Consider the following 24,717-nt stretch of genomic DNA (forward strand, 5'->3'; position numbering starts at 1 on the left):
AATATTCTCTATGACGTGCATTGTAGTGCGCAAGCCGTGATGGAAATGTGAAACGGCCGGCATGCGCTACACGGCTCGACAAGCATACCCCTAAACGTCTAGACGTTTAGATGAATAGATGGTCAAATGTCTACTCGCTGGATCAACAGGAAATTCGATGAGTGCCACTTCCGCCTCGCCTTCCTCCGCTCCGCCACCGGCTGTCCGGCGCGCATGGATGGCCGTCCTGGCCCGCACGCCGCGCGCCGATCTCGAAGCCGCGCTCGAGCGCGCACTGCGGGACATCCCCACTCCGACGTATGACTGGCTGCGCCCACCCGAGATCGGCCTTGCGATGGTGCGCGGGCGCGTCGGCGGCAGCGGCGATCCGTTCAATCTCGGCGAAGCCACGGTAACGCGCGCCACCTTGCGTCTGCGCGCGTCGGGCGATGCCGCCGCGGCTGTCGGCGTGGCGTGCCATCTGGGCCGCGACCGCCGCCGCGCCGAATTGGCTGCGTTCGCAGACGCGCTCCTGCAAATGCCTGAGCATCACGCCGTCTTGCATAAGCAACTGATCGAGCCGTTTGCCACGCAGCAGGCCGCGAAACGCGCCGGGCGGCAACAGGACGCCGCGGCCACGCGCGTCGAATTCTTTACGATGGTCCGGGGCGACTGATGGAAAACTCACAGATTGCATTGTCTACCGCGTTATCCACCTTAGCGCCGGGTTTCGCAGACCCGGTACACGACACCCAGGCGGTGTTTCGCACTCTGCTCGACGCGCTGTCGCGGCCGGGCACGGTCGGCGTGATCGAGAACGTGCTGCCCGAAGGGCGGGCCACACGCACCGAGCTCGCCCCCTTCGCCGCGCTGCTCGCGCTCTGCGACTACGCGACGCCCGTGTGGCTCGCGCAACCCGATACGGCGCTGGGTTCGGCATTGCGCTTTCACACCGGCGCGCCGCTCGTCGACGAACCGGGCCAAGCCGCGTTCGCCTATATCCACGACGCAGGCGCGTTGCCGCCGCTGGAAAGCTTCGCGCTCGGCGCGGCGGAATCGCCCGAGCAATCGGTCACGCTGCTGATCCGCGTCGACGCGCTGACGGGCGGCGCACCGATCGTGCTGAGCGGCCCCGGCATCCAGCACACAACGACGATTGCGCCGGTCGGCCTGCCCGAGCATTTCTGGCGCGAACGCGCCGCGCTCGCGCCGCTCTTTCCTTGCGGCGTCGATTGTTATCTCGTCTGCGGCGCGCGCCTGATCGGCCTGCCGCGCACAACTCAAGCGAAGGTGAACTGATGTACGTTGCCGTCAAGGGTGGAGAACGCGCGATCGAAGCGTCGTGGCGTCTGCTCGACAAGGCACGCCGCGGTGACACGCGGCTGGCCGAACTCAGCGTCGCGCAGATTCGCGAACAATTGCGCCTCGCAGTGGCGCGCGTGATGACCGAAGGCTCGGTCTACGATGAAGAACTCGCCGCGCTCGCGATCAAGCAAGCCGCAGGCGATCTGGTGGAAGCGATCTTCCTGCTGCGCGCCTATCGCACCACGCTTCCGCGTTTCGGCTACACGCAGCCGATCGATACCGAAGCGATGCAGGTGGAGCGCCGCATTTCGGCGACCTTCAAGGACGTGCCCGGCGGGCAGTTGCTGGGCGCGACGTACGATTACACGCAGCGTCTGCTGGATTTCGCGTTGCTCGCTGAAAGCGATGGGGCTGTTAGCGTAGCGCCGTCACCTTCGAATCAAGTCGCCGCAGTGGAAACGGAAGCGATGCCGCGCGTCGTCAGTCTGCTCGACAAGGAAGGGTTGATCGAACAGGAACGTCCCACGCCGAATGCGCCTGAACCCGGCGATCTGTCGCGCGAGCCGCTCGCCTTTCCCGCGAGCCGCGCCACACGCCTGCAAAATCTCGCGCGCGGCGACGAAGGTTTCCTACTCGCGATGGGTTACGCGACGCAGCGCGGCTATGCGCACTCCCATCCGTTCGCGGGCGAGATCCGCTTCGGCACGATCGCCGTGGAAATGGAACTCGACGAGCTAGGCGAAACGGTCGAAATCGGCGACATCGACATTACCGAATGCCAGATGATCAACCAGTTCGCCGGCAGCGGCGCGGTGCCGCCGACCTTCACGCAAGGCTACGGTCTCGCGTTCGGCCACTCGGAGCGCAAGGGGATGGCGATGGCGCTGGTCGACCGCGCTTTGCGCGCCGAAGAGCTCGGTGAAACGCTTGCCTCGCCGACACAGGACATCGAATTCATGCTCTCGCATAGCGATAACGTCGAAGCGTCCGGTTTCGTGCAGCACCTGAAGCTGCCGCACTATGTCGACTTCCAATCGGAGCTGGAACTCGTGCGCCGTTTGCGTGCGCAGCACGCCATGCAGAATGAGGACCAACCCAACGCTCAGCAGGAGCAGGCAGCATGAACGCGCCCGACACATCTCTCGCCACCGCGTCCGCCGCATCATACGACAGCGCTGCCGACGGCTACAACTTCGCGTACCTCGACGAACAGACCAAGCGCATGCTGCGGCGCGCCTTGCTCAAGGCCGTCGCCGTGCCGGGTTATCAGGTGCCGTTCGCCTCGCGTGAAATGCCGCTGCCGTTCGGCTGGGGCACCGGCGGCATTCAGGTCACCGCGGCGATCATCGGCAGGGAGGACACGCTGAAGGTGATCGATCAGGGCTCCGACGAAACCACCAACGCGGTCAACATCCGCCGCTTCTTCGCGCGCACCACCGGCGTGGCGACCACGCGCCGCACGGTCGACGCGACGATCATCCAGACCCGTCACCGCATTCCCGAAGCACCGCTCACCGACAAGCAGATTCTCGTCTATCAGGTGCCGATGCCCGAGCCGCTCTTTCGACTCGAACCGCGCGTCGCCGAATGCAAGAAGCTGCATGCGCTCGCCGATTACGGTCTGATCAGCGTGAAGCTTTACGAGGATATCGTGCATCACGGCAGCATTGCGACCACCTACGACTATCCCGTGATCGTCAACCATCGCTACCTCGCTTCGCCCTCGCCGATTCCGAAGTTCGACAATCCGAAGATGCATATGAACCCCGCGCTGCAATTGTTCGGCGCCGGCCGCGAACGGCGCATTCACGCAGTTCCGCCGTACACGCCGGTGCGCAGCCTCGACTTCGACGATCACCCGTTCGAAGTGCAGAAGTGGCAGCACGCGTGCGCGCTGTGCGGATCGACGGAGAGCTTTCTCGACGAAATGATCGTGGACGACGCCGGCAAACGCATGTTCGTCTGCTCCGATAGCGACTACTGCCACGAACGCCGCGGCGACGCGGATCTCGATCTGCCGGCACGCGAAGCACGCAAAGGAGAGCCCGCATGACGCCGCTTCTGAGCGCCCGCTCGCTCACCAAACAATACGGCGGCCGCAACGGCTGCAGAAACGTCAGCTTCGACCTGTATCCGGGCGAGGTGTTGTGCATCGTCGGTGAATCCGGCTCGGGCAAGACCACACTGCTCAACACGCTCGCGCTCAAAACCGCGGCCGACAGCGGCTCGCTTCACTACACGGCCACGCATGGCGACCAGCTCGATCTGCTCGCGTTGTCCGAACCGCGCCGCCGCTTGCTGATGCGCACCGAGTGGGGCTTCGTCCAGCAGAATCCGCGCGACGGACTGCGCAGCGGCGTCTCGGCCGGCGCGAATATCGGCGAGCCGTTGATGGCCGTCGGCGCGCGTCACTATGGCGATATCCGTTACGCGGCCACGCAGTGGATGGAGCGCGTCGAACTCGACGCTTCGCGTATCGACGAATTTCCCGCTGCGTTTTCGGGCGGCATGCAGCAGCGCTTGCAGATCGCGCGCAATCTCGTCACCAGTCCGCGGCTCGTCTTCATGGACGAACCCACCGCCGGTCTCGACGTGTCGGTGCAGGCGCGTCTGCTCGATCTGCTGCGCACGCTGACGTCCACGCTGCATCTGTCGGTGCTGATCGTCACGCACGATATCGGCGTCGCGCGTTTGCTCGCGCATCGGTTGATGGTGATGCAGGGTGGCGAAGTCGTCGAGGCGGGCCTGACGGATCAGGTGCTCGACGATCCGCAGCACCCGTACACGCAAACGCTGGTTTCCTCGGTTCTGCCGGTTTGAGGCTCACAATGCGATCCATTGAAACAAGCAGTGAAGCGCGCGCCGGCGAGCGCGCGTTCATCGACAACGCGGCGCTGATGCTGCGCGCGGTCGGCATCGGCAAGACGTTTATCTTGCATGGCCAGGGCGGCGTGCAGATCGAAGCGCTCGCGGGCGTCTCGCTCGAAGTCGAGCGCGGCGAATGCGTGGTGTTGGTCGGACCGTCGGGCGCGGGCAAGAGCACGCTGCTGCGCTGCCTGTACGGCAATTACCTGGCAAGCCGCGGCTCGATTGCGATTCGCGATGCGGCAAATGACGGCCGGCCCGTGTCGATCACCGGCGCCGAACCGCACGACGTGCTGCGCCTGCGCCGTGGCGTGGTCGGTTACGTGAGCCAGTTTTTGCGCGTGATTCCGCGCGTGCCGACGCTCACGCTCGTCGCCGAACCGCTGCTCTCGCGCGGCGTCCCTGAAGACGAAGCGCGCTCGCGCGCCGCCGCGCTGCTGGCCAGATTGAATGTGCCGGAACGTCTGTGGTCGCTCGCGCCCGCCACGTTCTCCGGCGGCGAACAGCAGCGCGTGAATATCGCGCGTGGTCTGATCGCGGAGCATCCGCTACTGTTGCTCGATGAACCGACGGCCTCGCTCGACGCGGAAAACCGCGACGTGGTCGCCGATCTGATCGTCGAAGCGCGCGAGCGCGGCGCGGCGATCGTCGGGATCTTTCACGATGAGGATACGCGCGGCAAGGTGGCCACGCGCCGCCTGGAACTGCAGCCGCCGCTGCGTCACTAAGTGACACCAAACGGCACTACACTGACGCATGCGGCGTCAACACAGCAACCACACAGCCACACTCAAGTCTGACTGACTACGGAGCAAGTCGATGTTGATCAGGAACGCTCGCATCGTGACGCGAGACGAAGTATTCACCGGCGTGCTACGCGTCGAAGACGGCGTGATTCGCGACGTCGAGCGCGGCACGACCAGCGCGCGCGAAGCCGAAGATTGGGACGGCGACTATCTGTTGCCCGGTCTGATCGAACTGCACACGGACAATCTGGAGAAGCATCTCGCGCCGCGTCCGGGCGTGCAATGGAATACGGATGCCGCCTTCGTGATCCACGACGCGCAAGTGGCCGCGGCCGGCATCACCACGGTGTTCGATGCGCTCGCCATCGGCTCGCGCACGAACGTGGGGCTGCGGGGCCGCGACTTGCAGACGCAATGCGCGGCATCGCTCACACGGTTTTCCGAGCGCAAGCTGCTGCGCGCCGAACACTTCCTGCATCTGCGCTGTGAAATCGCCACCGCCGACGTCGTGGAAGTGTTCGACTCGCTGTGCGCGCATCCGCTGCTGCGGCTCGCCTCGGTGATGGATCACACGCCGGGTCAGCGTCAGTGGCACGACCGCGAGCAATGGCGCCGCTTCCAGGAACGCAACGGCAAGCTGAGCGACGAACACGTCGCGACCGCGCTCGCCGAACTGTCGGTCGAACAGGCGCGTTACGCCGATGCGCACCGCCGCGAGATCGTCGCACGCTGCAACCGCCTCGGCATTCCGGTGGCGAGCCACGACGACACGCTGATCGAACACGTCGAGCAGGCCAAGGAGGAAGGCATCGTGCTCGCCGAATTCCCGACCACCCGCATCGCCGCCGAGGCCGCGCGCGCACACGGCATTTCGACCATCATGGGCGCGCCGAACATCGTGCGCGGCGGCTCGCATTCGGGCAACGTCTCGGCGCTCGAACTGGCGCGAGCCGGCTTGCTCGATATCCTGTCGTCGGATTACGTGCCGTCGAGCCTGATGACCGCCGTGTTCGAACTGGTCGACAAAGCCGGCTGGACCTTGCCGCGAGCGATGGCGACGGTCTCCGCCGAACCGGCGCGCACCGCCGGTTTGCACGACCGCGGCGCGATCGAAGCGGGTTTGCGCGGGGACTTCGTGCGCGTGACGATGCTCGATAAGCTGCCGGTGCCGCGCGCGACGTATCGCGGCGGGGCACGGATCGTTTGAAGGCTTTTTTATAGGGCTTTTATTGCTCGCCGGGCTCGCGATGCGCGGCTCGCGAGCATCCTCATGGCGTGGACGGCAGTTGCCCCCACGCCACCAGCACCTTCTGAATCCCACGCGCATACGCATCGCGCTGCTTTGGCGTTTCCGAGTGGTAAGCGCCGATCGCGCGCCACGTATTGCCGTGCTTGACCATCTTCTGTTTCAGCAGCCAGGCGGCCACGTACACGTTCACGCACGGATCGATCAGCGCGCGATGCGGCACGCCTTCGCGCGCGAGGTCGTCGAAGTGAATCGAGTTGATCTGCAGCTGACCCACGTCGATCGAGCCGTTTGCGTTCTGGCGTATCGCGCTCGCGTCGCCCTTCGATTCGTACCACGCAAGCGCTCGCAGCACCCACGGGTTGACGCCCTGATACGCCGCGGCTTCGTTGAAGCAATCGTCGGCTGCTTGCGCGACGCCGCACACCGGCAGGCAGGCGAGCGCAATAAGGAAGATCTTCAAGGACATGACGCATCCTTCCGCTAGTTAGTGATAAAGAGTGGCGAGCGTCGGGTCGCCGCCCGATTTACTGGCCAACGCCTGATCGATCTGTCGTTGCACGGAGTCGAGATAGGCATGCGAGGCGTCGGACACGACGATGCGCACGACCGGGCCCGGCGGACCTCTGCGCTCCTGCGTCTGAACCGCCCCATGCGGCTTCTTTCGACGCGTAGCCGGTTTGAGCGGCAAGTCGTCGTCGGTTGCGGGCGGAGGCGGAAGCATGGCGAGCGACGGCAACGGCGGATAAACCTTGTCCGCCGCGGCGGGAAATGCTGCGGGAAATGCGCCGGCGGATTGCAGGTCCGCGCCCGGCTGGCCGGCAAAGGCCGACGCGCTCAGAAGCGCGGCCAGCGCCAGCAAAATGATGCGAACCGTCACGGTACCCTCCATCATTGAACCGTCCTGATCGACACGCTATACGGCTGACCCACTCCGGCGGTGCGGTTCTCGAAGTTCACGCGGGCCGTGCGCTGTGCGGGCACGCCCTTCCATACCGCCTGATTCAGGTACGCAAAATCCTGCCCCAGCGCGGTCACGAGAACGACGGTGGACTGCGGCTGCGCGGCGGCCAACGCGCCCGCTTTGGCGAGCACGGCGCTGAGTTGCGGATCGCGCGCGCCGAGCGCGTCGGGCGGAATGTCGAAACTGATCACCTCGTTCGGCGCTTTGTCCGTATGGGCCGCAGTCGGCGGAGGCATCTGGGCGCACCCGGCGAACGCGAAAACGGCAGCCAACAACCCTATCTGTCGCTTCACGGCAATCTCCCGTCAAATCCGTTGCTATATCGGAGTTTTCGGCAGGCCCGCGGCAAAGTTGATATGGCGGAAACGCTTCGCCGAAAATCAAAAAGACTTGCCTCAAGATCGGCGCAAACGATTGCTTCGACGCTCGGCAAAGCGAGGATCGAGGCAAAGTTGCCTCGCGGTTTTGCTGGGGAGAGAGCAGCAGGCGACGCGATCAGAAAGCAATTAGAAAGCAACCGGCAAGCAACCGGCAAGCAGCCAGCAAAGCTGGGCGTGCAGCTCAAGCGTAACAGGCGCATCAGGCCGTCGGCTTGGCCTCGCGCCCTTCCGTTGCGCCTACGTCTGCCTGCGCGTGCGCCTGCTCGAGCTGTTCGCGGCGGCGCATTTCGAGCACGACGTGATAGCGCATATAGGCGCAGCGTCCGCCGGATTTGGCCGCGTACATCGCGGCGTCGGCGTTGAGCAGCAACTCCTCGGCCGTGCCGCTGTCGTCGGGGAACTGGCTGATGCCGATGCTCGCGCCCACCGTCATGCCCTGCCCGTCCACGCGGAGTTCCTCGTTCAACGTCGCCATGATCCGCGAGGCAATCGCGGGCGCCGCCTCCGCCGAGCGCGGCCCCTCGATCAGCACGATGAACTCGTCGCCGCCCAGACGCGCCACCACATCCGCGGAACAGAGCACCTGCTTCAAGCGGCGCGCCACCGCGACGAGCACCTTGTCACCGACGGCATGGCCGAACTGGTCGTTGATCTGCTTGAAGCGGTCCAGGTCGACGAACAGCACGGCCAGCCCTTCCTCGCGCCGCGTCGCTTCGTCGATTGCGCTTTCGAGCTTCTCCATGAACAGCACGCGGTTCGGCAGTCCGGTCAGCACGTCGTGCGTGGCGAGATGCACGAGCTCGCGTTGCTTGGTGTGCAACACGTCCATCTGCGATTCGATTTCGCGGCGCAGCCGGTCGAAGCAGCGCGCCAGCACGCCGATCTCGTCGGTCCGTTTGAGCGGCAGCGTTTCCATGGCGTGCTCGGCGAACAGATGCGTCGCCGCGTACGCGAGAATGTGCAGCGGCTTGGTCAGCGCGCGCGCGAACAGAACCGCAAGGAACAGCGCCAGCACGCTGAAAATCAGCACCATGCGCACGATTCTGTTGCCAAGCAGATTCGCGCCGGACAGCACGTCTTCGAGCGGCTTGGCCAGACCGAGCACGATGAAGCGGTTGCCCTCCAGATCGCCGAACGGCCTGCGCACGAAAGCGAGCACCTGGCCGGCGGCCTGCCGTGGCCGCCCAAGGCCGTTGACCAGCACCTCGCTTTGCGTCTGCTCGAACAGCGGCTTGGTGACGGAGAAACTGTCCTGCATCAGCACGCGCCGGCCACGATCGAAGCCGAAGGTTTTCGACGCATCCGGATTAACGAGGAAATCGCCCCACTCGTTAGCCAGATAGACCTGATAGTCGCTCGGCAAATCGCTTTGCAGGCGCTTGAACAAACCCGCCAGATCGATGTCGATCACGATCACGCCCACCACCGCGCCATTGACGTTCGACACCGGCGTGCCGACCCGCAAGGTCGGCTTGCCCTCCGCGGCATGCGTGCCGTACTCGTGGTTGACCGAGATCGGCGAGGTGTAGATGCGGCCCGGCGAAAACGCCAGCGTGTCGAACACGTACGCGAACTGGCCTTTCTCCTGCAGCTTGTTGCCTTCGACGCGCACGAGGCCGTCGGCGTCGCGGTCGAAGCGCACCAGTTCGAGTCCATAGTGCTGGCGCGTGATCAGACGGACTTGCAGGTACTCGGGGTGATGCACCATGAAACTGGAATACACCTGCGCCAGCCGTTCGCGCGCCACGTTCGGGCCGATACCGTCGTCGGTCTGCGCGACCTCCGCCGTGGACGGCATGCTCGCGAGCACGAGCGCGTCGGCGGCGACGTCGTCGATCGAGGTGGAAAAGCGCTGGCCGAGCAATTCCGTCGACGTAAGCAGGCTGCGCTCGGCTTCGTTCACGAGCATCGTGCGGTTGGCGCGATACGCGTAATAGCCGGTCGCGCCGGACGCGAGCACGCCGATGCACGCAAGCAGCACGGATAGTTTGAAGGTCAGCCCCGGGCGTATCATCAAAAACGCTCCGACCGGTCCCCGGACACGATTCTGGCCCACAGGTCCTCGCGCCGCTGAATATCTTCGACCGGGCCGATCCACACGATGCGCGCGTTATCGCTATTTTCCGCGGGCGCCGTCAACGTGTTGGCGAGTCCCTGGCGTTGCGTCAGCAAGGCGCTCACGTCCGGTTCGAGCATGTAATTGATCCACGCGAGCGCCAGCGGCTGATCGGCCGCCGCGCGCGTCATCGACCAGCAATCCAGCCACGCGAGCGCGCCTTCGTCGGGAATCACGTAGCCGACGTCGGCGCCCGCGCGGCGCAGCAATTCGACCTGCTGGGTGCCGTAGTTGCCGAACATCAGCGCAACCTTGTGCTGGATGAAAAACGCGGTCGCCTCCTCGGGCAACGTGTAATAGGTCAACAGATTGCGGCGCAGATCGACGAGCTTGTGCGCGATCGCGCGCATTTGCGCGGCATCGAGCTGAAAAGGATGGGGATAGCCGAGCGCCAGCGCCGTGAACGAGAAATTGTGCTGCGCGCTATTGAAGTCGAGCACCTTGCCGCGGTAGCGCGGATTCCACAATTCGCGCATGGAGCGCGGTGCCACGGCGACCTGCTTGCGGTCGTAGATCAGCCCCATCGACGAATACGTGAACGGAATGGCGTACGCCTTGCCGCCCGACGTGATGCCGCCGATCGACGCGAGCGCCTGAAAGCGCGGCAATTGCTTTTTGGTGTTCGGCAAGCTGGCGAGATCGAGCGGCGCCAGCAGATTCGCCTGCGTGTAGCGCTGGATTTCCGCGGTATTGGCGGCGAGCACGTCGAAAGGCGGCGCATGTTTGGCGTGCATTTGCGCCCACAGCGCCTCGTCGGAATCGACCAGCGTCACTTCCACTTTGGCTTGATAACGCGCCTCGAAATTCTTGACGACGTCGGCGTCCGCGTAGCCGGGCCATGCCAGCACGCGCAGAATCTTTTCTTCGGCTTTAACTGGCGACGCCAAACAAACGCCCAGGCAGATAACCGCGCCAATCAGAAATGTTAAATATCCCGAACAAACGCCGCGACACGACAAACGCGCGCGCGCCAAGGCGGCAGCGATTCGTGAATGGAAGAATCGTTTACAAAAGCGCTTTTCATCTGCCGTCAACATCATGTGCATAACCAACACCGTTTAGCAGAAGGTCTTTCCGACGAGCGCAAACACGCGGACTCGATCCGCGGACGGGGTGCTCGGTGACTTTCTTCAGACAGATGCGCTCGATGCTGCGTGTAGCGGAGCGCGAGGAGCATCGATGATAGCGCTAAGGAAACCATTTTTGGTTTTTGGCTTAGCCAGAGTCGAAAAAATATCCGGTCGAACGTGATGCATCAAAGCCGCTCAACTGCATTTAACGGCACTTTATGCGGAAACTTTAACTCGCCGCCTATCGATTGAAACGCGCGCAAGCGCTGTAATAGCGCGCGATTGTCCGCGCTTAATAACGCCATTCGGAGATAGAGGGCCGCCTCTAAAGAACCCCGCGCCGGTGCCGATAAACTCTCTTGCCCAGTCCGCCGCCGGCGGTCGACGGCAGCGTCGCCGGATGTCGCGCGGCCTGTCTTGCGGGCAGTCGAAGAGTCGGACAAGAAACAGACAATGCGCTTGAGCAAAACAGAGTGGATGTGGGTGGCCGTCGCGGCCGGGTCGATTGGGTGCTTCGGCAGTTGGCTTCAGGGCGAAATGAACCGGGCCGCGCTCGCGCGCACTGAGCGCGAGACGCCGGACATGCGCGGCACCTGCGCGGGCATGTCCGCGCAGGAGGCGCAGATGATGGACAAAGGCGAACTGTGGTGCGGCGAGGTCGGCGCCGGGCGCGCGGATTCGCTGGGTAAGCAGTAAATAAGGAGTAAATGGCCGGTTTTTAGTCCGCCGCGCCCGGGTGGCTTGAATCGCGCGTCATTCGGCCGAACTGCAATACGGACGCAATTAGCCAACTTCATTACTACGCGATTACATGCGCAAGGCGAGCGGCCATTCCATCCAATACGCATCACGGCCGCTTTTGAATCTCCACCACACTTGGACCTTAAAAGCTATCCTCCCGCGCCATCCGGTGTTTCACTAGCTACCCAATCTTTTTGAACTGATAAGCTTGGCGCGCGCTGCTGGCCGCCCCGGCTGGCAGCTTCAACCCAAGCCCGGTCGTGAGTCGCGCCGGGTGACTCGCAGCGGTACAACCGCATGCGGGCGTATTTGAACTACACGAGGAGTTAAACAGTGAAAAAACTGCTAGCGGCTTTGACGGTTGCTCTGCTTGCTACCGTCTCGATTGGCGCACACGCTAAAGAGTGGTCGACCATCCGTTTCGGCGTTGACGCCAGCTATCCTCCGTTTGAGTCGAAGGGCTCGGACGGCAAGCTCGTTGGCTTCGACATCGACCTCGGCAATGAAATCTGCGCGCGCCTGAAGGCCAAGTGCGTGTGGGTCGAAAACGACTTCGACGGCATGATCCCGGCCCTGAAGGCGAAGAAGTTCGACGGCGTGCTGTCGTCGATGTCCATGACGCCGCAACGCGCCGAGCAGATCGCCTTCTCGAACAAGCTGTTCAACACGCCGACGCGCCTAGTCGCGAAGAAGGGTTCGGGCATCCTGCCGACGGCCGACTCGCTCAAGGGCAAGACGGTTGGCGTGGAACAAGGCACGATCCAGGAAACCTACGCGAAGACGTACTGGGAAGCGAAGGGCGCGAAGGTCGTGCCGTATCAGAACCAGGACCAGGTCTATGCCGACTTGCTGTCGGGCCGTCTGGACGCAGCGCTGCAAGATGCGGTGCAAGCTGAAATCGGCTTCCTGAAGACGCCGCGCGGCGCCGGCTTCGACTTCGTCGGCAAGAACCTCGACGATCCGAAGATCCTCGGCAACGGCGCGGGCATCGGCATGCGCAAGGAAGACACCGATCTGAAGGCGAAGATCGACAAGGCGATCGCCGACATCATCAAGGACGGTACGTACAAGAAGCTCGAGAAGAAGTACTTCGACTTCGACGTGTACGGCAGCTAAGTTGCCAACTCAACCAGCCATGCGCGTCTGACGGCGCGCCTGCCGGTTTGCCGAAACGGGCTCCGCCACATGCGGAGCCCGTTTCATTTGCGGCGTCGCATAAAACCACACACTGCGTCATATCGGCTAAGATCGTGCGATCGAGGCGCCCGCAAGGCGCCACCCGCCGGCCCCGAGACTGACCGGCCGCCAAGCAAGTTTCCCCACTGTTATCAACGAGATAGCGCGGCACGCCCCACCTGGCCGCGGATTTGAAAACTATGCAAACCCAAACCCATCCGCTGATTGCCCCGACGCTCGGCACCGCCCGCAACCTCATGAGTTTCCACTACGGTCCCGGCGGCGGGCAGAAGATCTACATCCAGTCGTCGCTGCATGCCGACGAGTTGCCCGGCATGCTGGTGTCGTGGGCGCTGCGCCGCAAGCTGGCCGCGCTGGAAGCGGCCGGTAAGCTTCGCGGCGAAGTCGTGATCGTGCCGGTGGCCAATCCGATCGGCCTGAACCAGCACTTTCTCGGCCATCTGACGGGACGCTTCGAAACCAACACCGCGCAGAACTTCAACCGTAATTTCCACGATCTGTCGGCGCTGGTGCAGCCGGTAATCGAGTCGCGCCTGACCGACAACGTCGACGCCAACCGCACCGCCATCCGTACGGCCATGCGCGAGGCGCTCGATGCGCAACAGCCGGCAACCGAACTCGAATCGCAGCGCCTCGCACTGCAAAAGCTCTCGTACGACGCCGACATCGTGCTCGATCTGCACTGCGACTGGGAAGCCGCGATGCACCTCTACACGAATCCGGATCTGTGGCCGGAAGTCGAGCCGCTCGCCTGCTACCTGGATGCCAAGGCCTCGCTGCTCGCGCTCAATTCGGTGGGCAACCCGTTCGATGAAATCCACAGCTTCTGCTGGTCGGATCTGCGTGGCCGCTACGGCGACCGCTTCCCGATTCCGAACGGCTCGATCTCGGTCACGATCGAGCTGCGCGGCCAGCGCGAAGTGTCGTACGAGTACGCCGAGCATGATGCCCAGGCGATCATCGAATACCTGACCTCGCGCGGCGTGATCGACGGCACGGCCGCTCCGCTGCCGCCGCTCGAATTCGCCGCCACGCCGCTCGCCGGCGCCGAGCCGATCGTCGCGCCGATGAGCGGCGTGCTGGTGTATCGCTGCGAAGTGGGCACCTGGGTCGACGTGGGCCATGAGATCGCCGATATCGTCGATCCGCTGACGGAGCAAGTCGTCACGCTGAAGAGCAGCGTGGCCGGCGTGCTGTACGCACGGCATTTGACGCGCTTTGCGACGGCCGGTCTGGAGTTCGCGCGCATCGCCGGCGCGAAGGCGTTCCGCAGCGGCTCGCTGTTGAGCAACTAAAGCGCAACCGTGGACGGTGCCGCGTTGCCGCGCATTGCACCTGTAAAAGCTTGAGCCGAAAGACAAATCGCCCGCTGTTTCAGCGGGCGATCTGCTTTTGCACTCCGTGTGTCGAAGCCGCGCTCAGAAGGCCGGAATGATCGCGCCTTTGAATTGCGTATCGATGTACTTGCGCACTTCGTCCGACTCGTACGCCGCCACCAGCTTCTTTACCCACGGCTGATTGCGGTCCTGCTCGCGCACCGCGATCAGATTCGCGTACGGGCCTTTGAGGTCCTCGATCGCGATCGCGTCTTTGGTCGGCTGCAGGCCGGCCTTGACCGCGTAGTCGGTATTGATCGACGCCGCGTCGAGATCGCCGAGCGCGCGCGGCAATTGCGCGGCGTCGAGTTCGACCAGCTTGATCTTCTTCGGATTCTCGGCGACGTCGAGCGGCGTCGCGTTCACCCCATTCGTGCCGACGCCCGGCTTGAGTTTGATCACGCCGTACTTCTGCAGAAGCAGCAGCGCACGGTTGCCGTTCGACGGATCGTTCTGGATGCCGACCTTCGCGCCTTCCGGCAAGTCCTTAAGCGACTTGAGTTTCTTCGAATAGAAGCCCATCGGCGACACATAGGTCAGGCCGACGTTGACGATCTTGTAGCCGCGCTGCTTGATCTGGCTGTCGAGAAACGGCTGGTGCTGAAAACCATTGGCGTCGAGATCGCCCGCGTCGAGCGCCGCGTTCGGCTGCACGTAGTCGTTGAATTCGATGACCTTGACGTTCAGACCTTCGCGCGCCGCCACTTTCGTCACGACCGTCCAGATTTGCGCGTCGGGACCGCTCATCGTGCCGATCTTGAGTTGTTTGTCGTCCGCGTGCGCGAACGTGGCCGTGAGCGAAATGGCCGCAATAGCGAGCAGGTTCTGGATGATTCTCCGGCGTTGCATGCGTTGCCCCACGTGTGATTTGTTGATAGGCGCGCATCGTCGCATGCGGCCGGGGCGCCCGAAACCAATCGTTTTTCACACGCTTATATGCACGATCCGGAAAAAGCTTATACGCGCATGGCCTGCGTGATTTGAGCGGGCGGCGCCATGTGAGTGTCGCGCCGGCGCGACAGATTTCAAAAATAACCCATGCTGTCACATACCTTACTCTGCGTTCCCTTAAATTTCGGGCCATCGCACGACCTGACCAAAGAGTTCGGCGCCGCGATCGCTTAATTTTTAATCGGAGAAAGTCTTGAACAAGAAAGTATTGACCGCCGCTACTCTCGCCGTCTTCGCCACCGCCGCCCACGCGCAAAGCAGCGTCACGCTGTATGGCTTGATCGATGCCGGTATCAGCTACGTGAACAACTCGAAGACCGCAACGGGTCACGACAACCTCTTCAAGTACGACGACGGCGTTTCGCAAGGCAGCCGTTGGGGCCTGCGCGGCACGGAAGATCTGGGTGGCGGCCTGAAGGCGCTGTTCGTCCTGGAAAGCGGCTTTAACAGCGGCAACGGCACGCTCGGCCAGGGTGGCGCGCTGTTCGGCCGTCAAGCTTATGTCGGTCTGTCGAAGGACGGTATCGGCTCGCTGACGTTCGGTCGCCAGTACTCGTTTTCGACGGACTATCTGGGCGGCAACTACTCGACCGGCGGCCAGACCGTCGCGGGTAACTACGCTTACCACATCAACGACGTCGACCAGTTGACGTCGAGCCGTATCAACAACGCAGTCAAGTTCAGCAGCGCGAATTTCGCGGGCCTGACCTTCGGCGCGATGTACGGCTTCTCGAACCAGGCAGGCGCATTTGCCGGCGCACCGACGGTCGGCACGACCGCCGGTTCGTCGCGTGCTTATAGCTTCGGCGTGAACTACGCAAACGGCCCGTTCGGCGTCGGCGCGGCTTACACGGACATCCGCTTCCCGGGTCAGGCAACGCCGGCGTTCCCGACGGCCATGGCCAACGTGACGACCGGCACGGTGCGCGATCTGCGCACGTTCGGCGTCGGCGGCCGTTACTCGATCGGCGCAGCGACGCTGTGGGCGTTGTACACGAACACGCGCTTCGAGCCGATCACGGGTGGTTCGACGACGTTCGCCGCCTATGAAGCAGGCGCGAAGTACGCATTCACGCCGGCTCTGACGGCAGGCGCGGGCTACACGTACATGCACCTGAGCAACGCGAACACGGGCCACTGGAACCAGGCGGACCTGAGCGTCGACTACGCGCTGAGCAAGCGTACGGACGTATATGCACTGGGTATCTACCAGATCGCTTCGGGCCACAACGCGGCAACGGGCGATGTGCAGGCGCAGATTGGTTCGAGCACGAGCTTTTTCAACACGTCGGGCACGGGTTCGGACAACCAGTTGGCGTTCCGCGTCGGTATCCGTCACAAGTTCTAAGCGAGTCTCTCTCAGCGGGGAACGCGAGTTTCCTGCTGGACCGAGGTTCTTGAAAAACGCCCTGCGGGGCGTTTTTCTTTTTGGGCGAGTTCTTTTTTATCGGAGATCATTCGCCCCGTTGCTTTTGGCTTCCGTTAACGGCACGAGACCATGCGCGAGCATGGTACGGTCCGACGGACTGGTCCTCGCCGACGATAACGGCGTATTGTTTACTGAAGCCGCGACGCTTGCCAGCCTCGCCGGCAGCGAACATTACGCACACGACAACAAGTGCGAACCTCGGAGCCTTCTCAAATGCAAACGACCCAATTATCCGACCCTGCGCTGGAATCGCGCGCAGCACGCAGCACGCAATCCGATAGCGAGCAGCATGTGCGGGAAGAACTGGCCGCGCTTTACCGGCTCGTCGCGCATTTCCGCATGACGGACATGATCGACACGCACATTACCGCGCGTCTGCCGAGCGCGCCGGGTGAGCCAGCCGCCTTCCTGATCAATCGCTATGGTGTCCTGTTCCACGAGATGCGCGCTTCGGATCTGGTGAAGATCGATCATCAGGGCAAGGTCGTCGACGAGCGCGCGCAAACCGAGCCCGCATTGTTCCGCGTGAACGCCGCGGGTTTCACGATCCACTCGGCGATTCACGCCGCGCGGGACGACCTGCATTTCGTGATCCACACGCACACGGCCGCCGGAACCGCTGTATCCGCTCAGGAACAAGGGCTGCTGCCGATCAGCCAGCATGCGTTGAAGTTCTACGGCAAGCTCGGCTACCACGATTACGAAGGCATCGCGCTGGAACTCGGCGAACGCGAACGTCTGGTCCGCGATCTCGGCACCTGCAAGGCGATGATCCTGCGCAATCACGGATTGCTGGCCGCAGGCGCCACGGCCGCCGAAGCATTCCATGAGATCTACTTCCTCGAACGTGCCTGCCAGGCGCAGATTCAGGCGTTGGCCGGCGGCAGCGCCTTGCGCATCCCGCCGCGCGAAGTCTGTGAACTGACCGCGAGCCAGTTCGCTCGCGAGGATTCGGCGGAAATCGCGGAGCTGGCGTGGCAAGCCGCGCTCCGTCTGATCGACGACCCGAAATCCGATTACCGCAGCTAGCGCCATTCTCCGTTGCCGTTGCCTTTGCGCTCAGCGCCGATGCCCGGTCTGAGCGCCGTAACTCGCGCGCAGCATGAGTGAAGCGGGCTATCAGTGAGACGCAACAAAATCGTCGATCTTCGCGGCGGGCGAAAGCGCGAAAGACGCTCGCATGTCCCGAGCCTCGTCCACCGGCGAGCGGCCAAAAAACCGCTTGAATTCGCGGCTGAACTGCGACGGGCTCTCATAGCCGACTCGCGCCGACGCGGACGCGGCAGTCAAGCCATCGCGGATCATCATGAGGCGCGCTTGATGAAGGCGCGTCGACTTGATGTACTGGATCGGAGAAGTCTGCGTGACGGCCCGAAAATTGGCGTGAAAAGCCGGCACGCTCATGCCGGCCTCGTCGGCGAGACGGCTGACATCGAGTGGCTCGGCAAAGTCCGTGTGGATCCGCCGCAGCGCCTTGGCCACCCTGCCGAAGCGGCCTTGATGGGCGAGCGCCGCTCGCATCGCCGCACCACGCTCCCCCACCAGGACCCGATAGCAGATTTCGCGCACGATTGACGGCCCGAGCACCTGGGCATCGAGCGGCGAGCTCAGCGCCCGTAGCAGGCGCAACGTAGCGTCGGCAAGATCGCCCTCCAGCGGCGTGGAGACGATCCCAAGCGGCGTGCCTTGCTGCTGGCACGCCGCTTGATCGATCGCCAGAATCAGGTCGGTCAGATCGGTGAGATCAAGCCGCAGCGACACGGCCAGCATCGGCTCGGACTCGCTCGCCTCGGTTTCCGTCGAAAACGGCAGCGGTACCGACAGAACCAGGTAGTGCTGCGCATCGTAGACGTACACCTCTTCGCCCAGAAAGCCCAGCTTGCGCCCCTGGCACACGATCACGATGCTGGGTTCGTACAGCACGGGTGTGCGCCCCAGCGGCCGGTTCGAGCGCATGAACCGCACCGATTCCAGTGCGGACTGGGTGTACCCCTCATTCGGCGCCAGACGCCCAAGCAGGCTCACCATTCTTGTGGAAACCGGGTTGTCGGCAACGGTCACGAGAACTCCTTTTTTTGCGAGGTCAGGTTAAGCGATTCCGCCGGACTCGATCAACGGGCAACAACCCACGTCGATAGGAATAGGCAATACCGCCATTGTCGCGTGTATTCGCACGCAGGTGGCCGGCTCATAAGATGGGTCATCGGTTGCACAGTGCTGCCGAAGGTCTCGAGAGACACGCCGCCGCGATTGCCCTGCTTTCTGATGTACGGCCTTCGCGGCGCCCCTCGGACAAAACCTGCACGAACTATCGGAACGGAGAACGCACCATGACAACGCAAACCAACCAACCCAAGGTCATCCTCATCACCGGGGCAAGCAGCGGTATCGGCGAAGCAACGGTTCGGCTGCTCGCTGCCCAGGGGCATCAGCTCGTGATCGGCGCACGGCGCACCGAACGACTCGCGGCGTTGGCCGAGACAATCCAGGCGAGCGGCGGCTCGGTTCATTATCGGGCACTCGACGTCACGTCCGCCGCCGACGTGAACGCTTTCGCCCAGTTCGCGCTAGACACCTTCGGCCGTATCGACGTGATCGTCAACAACGCCGGCGTGATGCCTTTGTCGCCTTTGAGTTCGCTCAAAGTGGACGAGTGGAATCGCATGATCGACGTGAACGTGCGCGGCGTGTTGCACGGCATCGCCGCGGTACTGCCGACCATGGAGCGGCAGGGGTTCGGCCAGATCATCAATATGTCCTCGATCGGCGGGCTGGCCGTCACGCCGACGGCCGCCGTGTACTGCGCCACCAAATTCGCCGTGCGCGCCATCTCGGATGGCTTGCGGCAGGAAACCGACAAGATTCGCGTGACCGTGATCTGCCCGGGCGTCGTGGAGTCGGAGTTGGCCGATTCGATCTCCGACGAGACGGCGCGGGCCGCAATGCGTGACTTCCGCCGGATCGCGTTGACCTCCGACGCCATTGCGCGCGCAGTCGCCTACGCGATCGAGCAGCCGGCGGATGTCGACGTGAGCGAACTCGTCGTGCGTCCGACGGCCAGTCCCTTCTAAGCATCCCCTTCCCCCAGGAGAAATTCATCATGACCTCATCTGCATCCACAGACCAGCTGTTCGCCGGCAAAGTCGCCATCGTCACTGGCGCGGCTAGCGGCATCGGACTCGCCACCACCGAACTACTGCACGCCCAAGGCGCCACCGTGATCGCCGTCGATCGCGGCGCCAATGTCGAAGCGTTGGCCCAGCCGGGGATCGTGCCGCTCATCGCCGACGTCGCGCATGAAGAAAGCGCGGTGCGTGCGGTGTCGACAGCGACAGAACGCTTTGGGCGGCTGGACATTCTGGTCAACAACGCGGCCATCATCATCAACAAGCCGGTCATTGACATGACGCTCGACGACTGGAACGGCATTCAGGCAGTCAATTCCACCGGCGCGTTCCTTTTCTCGCGCGAGGCAATGCGCGCGATGATGCCGGCGAAGACGGGCGCGATCGTCAACGTGGGTTCATATGCGTGTTATCAGGCGTTTCCGCTGATCGCCGCTTATGCGGCGTCGAAAGGCGCGCTCGCCCAGTTGACGCGCGCCATGTCGCTCGAGGCGATCGATCACGGCATTCGCGTCAATGCGGTCGGATCGGGCGATGCGGTGACGAACATCACGAACCACATCCACGAAGACGGGCCGGCTTTTCTCGCCGCGCATGGCAAGAGCGCGCCGATCAAACGGGCGGCCGATCCGCGGGAAATCGCCGAAGTGATCGCCTTCCTGGCTTCCGATAAAGCCAGCTATATCGTCGGCGCGGTGGTGATGGCCGATGGTGGAATGAGCGTGGCGCTCAAGTAATTCATGGCCGTGTTCCTTTAAACAATTAGCCTCCATTAATTTCGCATGACTGATCTATCAAAGGACATCATCATGAGCAAGTCTGCAAAAATCTGGTTTGTCACCGGCGCGTCGAAAGGCGTCGGCCAACGACTCGTGCGGCAACTCCTCGCGCGCGGCGATCGCGTCGCGGCGACCTCGCGAACCGTAGCGTCGCTGACCGAAGCGATCGGCCAGGCTTCCGGGCAGTTTCTTCCTCTGCAAGTGGATCTCACCGACGACCAGAGCGTGCGGTCCGCTATCGCCAGGACGATCGAAACCTTCGGCAAGATCGATGTGGTCGTCAACAACGCCGGCTATGCGCAACAAGGCACCGTTGAAGGGCTTTCGGACGAGGAGCTTCGGCAAAACTTCGACATCAACCTGTTCGCCCCGCTGACGGTGCTGCGGCATGCACTTCCGCACCTGCGTGCCCAGCGCGGCGGGCACGTGATCAATATCGCTTCGATCGTGGGTTTCCAGGGCGGCTACGCCGGCTGGGGCAGCTATGTGGCGAGCAAGTTCGCCATCGCCGGCCTGACGGAGTCGCTGGCCGCCGAGGTGGCCGAGTTCGGCATCAAGGCAACGGTGGTATATCCGGGGCCGGTGCGCACGGAGTTTTTGTCGAGTGGCGCGCTAGCGGTGGCCAAACGGCAGATCGATGAATACACCGAGGCCAAGGCATCGCTCGATCTGCATCTCGGCACGCTGCACGGTCGTCAGGCAGGCGACCCGGACAAGCTGGCCCTGCTGATCATGCAGGCGGTGGACGTAACAGAACCCCCGTTGCACCTGTTCGCCGGCAAGATTGCGAACGAACTGGCGGCGCAAAAGACCGCGGCGGTCCAGCACGATGTCGACGCCTGGAAAGGCTCTTCCGAAGCAACGGATTTCGTCGAGTAACTTCAAGCCTGAACACGTGCCGAAAAGTTGGAACCGGTGAACGTCGGTGAACGCGTATGACCGTTCACCGGACAGCTGAGTTGGCGATCCGCAGTTGGAAGGCGGCGCGACGGAAACGATTCGAGTCGCGCCGCCCTACATCGCGAAGCTCACCCGACCAGAAGCGTGGGTTTCAAGGAGACGGCATTTGCTAGATTGTAGAAGTTGGGAGAAGTGGCCATGACAGCGTCGTGGATTTCGGCGAACTGTTCCTTGGTACCGCTGCCCTTGATACGAACGGTATAACGCAGGCTCTCGTAGCCGTTTGCCACCTTCGGGTCGAGCCCGAGAAAGCCTCTAAGGTCGATGTCGCCCTCCGTTTCAATCTCGAGAGATTGGAGCGTGATTCCGCGAACAGCGCACTGCGCCACGTAACCCACCGTCATGCAAGCGTTCAGCGCCGCGATCAGATGCTCCTGAGGATTGGCGAACTGGTTCGAGCCGCCGAGTTCGAGAGGTTCATCGATATCGATCGTGAATCGACGCGACACGTCCTGCCCTCCGATCGCGAACCCCTTTACCTCGGAGTGACTCCGGGCCTGGCCCTTCCAGGTCGTGGCAACGCGCCAACTGGTGTTGGCTTTCGACGCATCGCCCTTGACGCCTTCGATCAGGGAGAACAGGTCGTCGACGTTGAGGCCGTTGACGATGTTAGTTTCATGGGTCTGTGCATTGGCATTCATGTTCCATCTCCTGGACAAACGTGGGTTGTTCAGCTTCAGAAAGTCTTATTGCAGGGTGGCGAGCGCAGTCTGGATGCGCATGGCCTGGTCTTCGGAAATAAGGCTATAAAGCACCTCCCTGAAATGAGGGTGACGTACACCCGAGTGGATGTATTGCCACCGGTAGGCCTCGAGGAAATTCGCTTCGATCGACAGCGTTTCCGCTTCATAGACCGCGCGGCCGCAGTTGGCCACGAAGTAACGCGCGTCGGCTACGGCCTGCGCCTGCAGAATGCCGTCGATCGCGACGACCAGTTCGATGAACTCGTCAACAGCCTTGTCGCGATCGTTAGCCGTGACAGTGGCGTCGTGACGTCCCCATTCGAGCTCGTCGAGAATGGCGTGTTGACTCTCCTCCTTCCAGTGGTAAAGGAATACATTCTTGAATAGTTCGGAAAGCTGACCGTCTGGATCAATGCTATGGCGATAGTGAAGCTGGGTGAACAGTTCGATATGCAGCGTCAGCGCCAGCACGGCCCAGGTGCTCTTGCCGAGGACCACGGCGGCAATGGCATCAGGGTCGACGTTGAAGCGATAGCCAGCGGGCAGCGTTTCACCGACCAGCATGTCGATGCGGCGAAACAGCGCCTGATGCTTAAGCTCCTCGTCGCTAAAGCGGACCAGCGCCTCGAGCGCCACCTGGTCGCCAAGCCAATAGTCACGGCTGACTTCCAGCACCTTGGCGTTGATGAAGCGCTCCACCAGTCCGAACACGTTGGCATACGTGCGTCCCTGAATCTGGCTGACAAAAAGCTTCTCGCTATCCGAGAGCGTGATGAAATTCGGAGCCAGCGAGAGTCCGTCTGGCAAATACTTCTGCGACGTGTCAAAGGTGCGGCCTCGAATCACGTCACGGTCGATGTCCCAGCTGACCATCTTTGAAGCGCGAATGCACCGCGCGTAACGATCGCGGTCGGTGAGTCGCGATACTGCATTCATAGCATTTCTCCCAATATGGATCGTCATGCGGCGGGGCCGTGAGCGTTCATCTACCGGCCTGAAGGCAGGCGGCTGACCTGGCATTCCGGTGGCTCAAATGTACGATTGGGAGACGCGAGGTTCTATGATCAGGTCGCCGTAAGATATGACTGAAACGCCTGATCAGATTCGACGCATGTGAAGGAACATTGCGTCGGGCATGGCACGGGGCACGCTGGCAATCTGGCCAATGGGCGCAATGAGGCACCGGTCAGGTCGCGCGCCCGCGGATGTTGTCGAGGTATGTAGGACCAGAGGTAACGGGAATTAGCGTGGTGGAAATGAAGACAGGCAATGCGAACCCGACCCGCTCTGACCGCGGCCTATTGATGGAAGCCGCGGCAAGCCGACTAATCATGCGGCTGGAGTGGCGTGCCCGCTATCGCCCATCGTCCGCGCATCGTCGTATTCCTGCGAGATGTCTTTGTTCGTGTAGTCACCCAGCCGCGAAGCGGCGATCAGGCTGAGCACCGAGCACACCAGCACATAGCCGGCGATCGCATAGCCCGAATGGTAGTAAGCGAAGAGCGCGGTCGCAATCAGCGGCGCGGGGCCGCCCGCAATGACCGAAGCCAACTGGTAGCCCATGGACGCCCCGCTGTAACGCAGCCGCCCCGTGAACGATTCGGCGATCAATGCAGCTTGCGGACCATACATCATTGAATGCGGTACCAGCGAGAGCACGATGGCCGCAAAGATCCACATTGGATTCCTGGTGTCGACCATGCCGAAATAGAGGAAGCCGAATACGCCGACAGCGGCGGCACCGATCATGTACATCCGCCGCCGCCCGATCAGATCGGACACATGGCCAAACAGCGGGATGGTGACGAATTCCAGCACGGAAGCCGCCAGCACCGCCGTCAGCAGCAGGTCGCGTGTCACGCCCAGCGTCGTGACGCCATAGGTGAAGACGAAGGCCGTGAAAATGTAGAACGGTGCCTGTTCCGCCATGCGCGCAAAGGCCGAGAGAAGAATGTCTTTCGGCTGGCGGCGCAATACCTCGAGCATCGGCGTCTTCTCGATCTTGTGTTCGGCGAGGAGCCGCGCGAAGATCGGCGTCTCGAGAATATTCAGGCGGATGTAGAGGCCGATCGCGACCAGTACGATGCTGAGAAAGAAGGGAACGCGCCAGCCCCACGTCAGGAAAGCGCTGCCGGAGATCTCGCTCATGGCCAGCACGGCGAGGTTGGCCAGGAACAGTCCCGCCGGCACCCCGAACTGCGGCCAGGAGGCGACGAAGCCGCGGTGCGCGTTGGTGCGCGCCCATTCCATCGACATCAGGACCGAGCCACCCCATTCGCCACCGACGCCCACGCCCTGGATGAAACGCAGCACCGTGAGCGCGACGGCGCCCCAGATGCCGATCGTCGCATAGGTCGGAACAAAGGCCACGGCAAACGTGGCGAATCCCATCAACAACAGCGTGACGATGAGCGTGGCTTTACGTCCGATGCGATCGCCGTAGTGGCCGAAAATAGCCGCGCCAACCGGCCTCGCTATAAAGCCGACGGCGTAAATCAGGAAAGCTTGCAGTGTGCCGACAAGTGGGTCTGATCCGGGAAAATACAGCTTCGCGAAAACCAGGCCGGTGACCGTACTGTAGAGGAAGAAGTCATACCATTCGATCGTAGTGCCAATCGTGCTGGCGATGACGGCGCGGCGTAACTGCCGCCGAGCGTCCTGATCGGAGAGGGGCGTCGCCCCGGATTGCGTGGCAGCCATTTGATCCCCCGAAAAAAAGGGCGATATTCCAGTATAGACCGTTTGCGCGATGGGAGATTCCGGTGGCGGCAGGTCAAGCGCACTGCCTACGTGATCTCGTGTGCG

The 24,717-nt window shown here is 62.7% G+C and carries 25 protein-coding genes; 15 read left to right on the plus strand and 10 right to left on the minus strand.

All coding sequences use genetic code 11. From position 1 onward, the window contains the following. Positions 1-157: 157 nt before the first annotated feature. From phnG to P0D73_RS20160, 7 genes are all read left to right on the plus strand, one after another. A complete protein-coding gene (phnG, locus tag P0D73_RS20130; RefSeq protein WP_408177029.1) occupies positions 158-655 on the plus strand; it encodes a phosphonate C-P lyase system protein PhnG in 498 nt (165 codons plus the stop codon). Next, positions 655-1,278: a phosphonate C-P lyase system protein PhnH gene (gene phnH, locus P0D73_RS20135; protein ID WP_408177028.1), complete on the plus strand. Its 624-nt coding sequence runs from the start codon at positions 655-657 to the stop codon at positions 1,276-1,278. The genes phnG and phnH overlap by 1 nt, the downstream gene beginning before the upstream one ends. Continuing rightward, positions 1,278-2,408, plus strand: a complete 1,131-nt coding sequence (locus tag P0D73_RS20140; RefSeq protein WP_408177027.1) for a carbon-phosphorus lyase complex subunit — start codon at positions 1,278-1,280, stop codon at positions 2,406-2,408. The genes phnH and P0D73_RS20140 overlap by 1 nt, the downstream gene beginning before the upstream one ends. After that, positions 2,405-3,337 (plus strand): alpha-D-ribose 1-methylphosphonate 5-phosphate C-P-lyase PhnJ, encoded by a 933-nt coding sequence (locus P0D73_RS20145; protein WP_408177025.1) that lies wholly within the window; start codon positions 2,405-2,407, stop codon positions 3,335-3,337. Before P0D73_RS20140 ends, P0D73_RS20145 begins: the two co-directional genes overlap by 4 nt. Beyond that, a complete protein-coding gene (gene phnK / locus P0D73_RS20150) occupies positions 3,334-4,104 on the plus strand; it encodes a phosphonate C-P lyase system protein PhnK (RefSeq protein WP_132382240.1) in 771 nt (256 codons plus the stop codon). Before P0D73_RS20145 ends, phnK begins: the two co-directional genes overlap by 4 nt. Before the next feature lie 8 nt (positions 4,105-4,112). Next, positions 4,113-4,877, plus strand: a complete 765-nt coding sequence (phnL, locus tag P0D73_RS20155; RefSeq protein WP_408177024.1) for a phosphonate C-P lyase system protein PhnL — start codon at positions 4,113-4,115, stop codon at positions 4,875-4,877. A gap of 91 nt (positions 4,878-4,968) precedes the next feature. Beyond that, complete coding sequence (locus tag P0D73_RS20160; RefSeq protein ID WP_408177023.1) at positions 4,969-6,102, plus strand: alpha-D-ribose 1-methylphosphonate 5-triphosphate diphosphatase; 1,134 nt, start codon at positions 4,969-4,971, stop codon at positions 6,100-6,102. A 61-nt stretch (positions 6,103-6,163) separates the two neighbouring features. On the opposite strand, the gene P0D73_RS20165 is transcribed toward P0D73_RS20160, so the two are convergent. The 5 genes from P0D73_RS20165 to P0D73_RS20185 form a co-directional block, all read right to left on the minus strand. Next, on the minus strand, positions 6,164-6,610 hold the full coding sequence (locus tag P0D73_RS20165) for a lytic transglycosylase domain-containing protein (RefSeq protein ID WP_408177021.1): 447 nt from the start codon (positions 6,608-6,610) through the stop codon (positions 6,164-6,166). 18 nt (positions 6,611-6,628) lie between these two features. Beyond that, a complete protein-coding gene (locus tag P0D73_RS20170) occupies positions 6,629-7,036 on the minus strand; it encodes a hypothetical protein (RefSeq protein ID WP_408177020.1) in 408 nt (135 codons plus the stop codon). Further along, entirely contained in the window at positions 7,033-7,341 is a 309-nt protein-coding gene (locus P0D73_RS20175) for a hypothetical protein (protein ID WP_132382232.1), read from the minus strand. Before P0D73_RS20175 ends, P0D73_RS20170 begins: the two co-directional genes overlap by 4 nt. A gap of 343 nt (positions 7,342-7,684) precedes the next feature. Beyond that, positions 7,685-9,499 carry a diguanylate cyclase domain-containing protein gene (locus P0D73_RS20180; protein ID WP_408432689.1) on the minus strand — a complete coding sequence of 605 codons (1,815 nt, stop codon included), beginning with the start codon at positions 9,497-9,499 and terminating at the stop codon, positions 7,685-7,687. Continuing rightward, positions 9,499-10,647: an ABC transporter substrate-binding protein gene (locus tag P0D73_RS20185; RefSeq protein WP_408177017.1), complete on the minus strand. Its 1,149-nt coding sequence runs from the start codon at positions 10,645-10,647 to the stop codon at positions 9,499-9,501. Before P0D73_RS20185 ends, P0D73_RS20180 begins: the two co-directional genes overlap by 1 nt. Before the next feature lie 477 nt (positions 10,648-11,124). On the opposite strand from P0D73_RS20185, the gene P0D73_RS20190 reads away from it, so the two are divergent. From P0D73_RS20190 to P0D73_RS20200, 3 genes are all read left to right on the plus strand, one after another. Next, on the plus strand, positions 11,125-11,367 hold the full coding sequence (locus tag P0D73_RS20190) for a hypothetical protein (RefSeq protein ID WP_408177016.1): 243 nt from the start codon (positions 11,125-11,127) through the stop codon (positions 11,365-11,367). Between the two features lie 378 nt (positions 11,368-11,745). Further along, entirely contained in the window at positions 11,746-12,528 is a 783-nt protein-coding gene (locus P0D73_RS20195; protein ID WP_132382224.1) for an ABC transporter substrate-binding protein, read from the plus strand. A gap of 260 nt (positions 12,529-12,788) precedes the next feature. Beyond that, on the plus strand, positions 12,789-13,904 hold the full coding sequence (locus P0D73_RS20200; RefSeq protein ID WP_408177015.1) for a succinylglutamate desuccinylase/aspartoacylase family protein: 1,116 nt from the start codon (positions 12,789-12,791) through the stop codon (positions 13,902-13,904). Between the two features lie 123 nt (positions 13,905-14,027). Here the strand turns inward: P0D73_RS20200 and P0D73_RS20205 are convergent, their stop codons facing one another. Further along, positions 14,028-14,834 carry a MetQ/NlpA family ABC transporter substrate-binding protein gene (locus P0D73_RS20205; protein WP_408177014.1) on the minus strand — a complete coding sequence of 269 codons (807 nt, stop codon included), beginning with the start codon at positions 14,832-14,834 and terminating at the stop codon, positions 14,028-14,030. Positions 14,835-15,129: 295 nt separating this feature from the next. On the opposite strand from P0D73_RS20205, the gene P0D73_RS20210 reads away from it, so the two are divergent. Further along, the gene (locus P0D73_RS20210) at positions 15,130-16,284 is read left to right on the plus strand and encodes a porin (RefSeq protein WP_408432692.1); all 1,155 of its coding nucleotides are present in this window, start codon (positions 15,130-15,132) and stop codon (positions 16,282-16,284) included. Positions 16,285-16,578: 294 nt separating this feature from the next. Continuing rightward, entirely contained in the window at positions 16,579-17,394 is an 816-nt protein-coding gene (locus P0D73_RS20215; protein WP_408177012.1) for a class II aldolase/adducin family protein, read from the plus strand. Between the two features lie 90 nt (positions 17,395-17,484). Here the strand turns inward: P0D73_RS20215 and P0D73_RS20220 are convergent, their stop codons facing one another. Next, the gene (locus P0D73_RS20220; RefSeq protein WP_408177011.1) at positions 17,485-18,426 is read right to left on the minus strand and encodes an AraC family transcriptional regulator; all 942 of its coding nucleotides are present in this window, start codon (positions 18,424-18,426) and stop codon (positions 17,485-17,487) included. A 269-nt stretch (positions 18,427-18,695) separates the two neighbouring features. On the opposite strand from P0D73_RS20220, the gene P0D73_RS20225 reads away from it, so the two are divergent. The 3 genes from P0D73_RS20225 (at position 18,696) to P0D73_RS20235 (ending at position 21,148) form a co-directional block, all read left to right on the plus strand. Next, positions 18,696-19,436, plus strand: coding sequence for an SDR family oxidoreductase (locus P0D73_RS20225; RefSeq protein ID WP_408177009.1), 741 nt, complete (start codon positions 18,696-18,698; stop codon positions 19,434-19,436). A gap of 29 nt (positions 19,437-19,465) precedes the next feature. Next, a complete protein-coding gene (locus P0D73_RS20230) occupies positions 19,466-20,227 on the plus strand; it encodes an SDR family NAD(P)-dependent oxidoreductase (protein WP_408177008.1) in 762 nt (253 codons plus the stop codon). A gap of 72 nt (positions 20,228-20,299) precedes the next feature. Further along, positions 20,300-21,148 (plus strand): SDR family oxidoreductase, encoded by an 849-nt coding sequence (locus tag P0D73_RS20235; RefSeq protein WP_408177007.1) that lies wholly within the window; start codon positions 20,300-20,302, stop codon positions 21,146-21,148. A gap of 149 nt (positions 21,149-21,297) precedes the next feature. Here P0D73_RS20235 and P0D73_RS20240 read toward each other — a convergent pair whose 3' ends face one another. From P0D73_RS20240 to P0D73_RS20250, 3 genes are all read right to left on the minus strand, one after another. Next, positions 21,298-21,870, minus strand: a complete 573-nt coding sequence (locus P0D73_RS20240) for an OsmC family protein (RefSeq protein WP_408177006.1) — start codon at positions 21,868-21,870, stop codon at positions 21,298-21,300. Positions 21,871-21,915: 45 nt separating this feature from the next. Then, positions 21,916-22,848 carry a hypothetical protein gene (locus P0D73_RS20245; RefSeq protein ID WP_408177004.1) on the minus strand — a complete coding sequence of 311 codons (933 nt, stop codon included), beginning with the start codon at positions 22,846-22,848 and terminating at the stop codon, positions 21,916-21,918. Positions 22,849-23,241: 393 nt separating this feature from the next. Then, positions 23,242-24,612: an MFS transporter gene (locus P0D73_RS20250; protein WP_132382202.1), complete on the minus strand. Its 1,371-nt coding sequence runs from the start codon at positions 24,610-24,612 to the stop codon at positions 23,242-23,244. Positions 24,613-24,717: the final 105 nt, after the last annotated feature.

Source organism: Paraburkholderia sp. RL18-101-BIB-B, from assembly GCF_046026985.1.
Classification (GTDB): domain Bacteria; phylum Pseudomonadota; class Gammaproteobacteria; order Burkholderiales; family Burkholderiaceae; genus Paraburkholderia.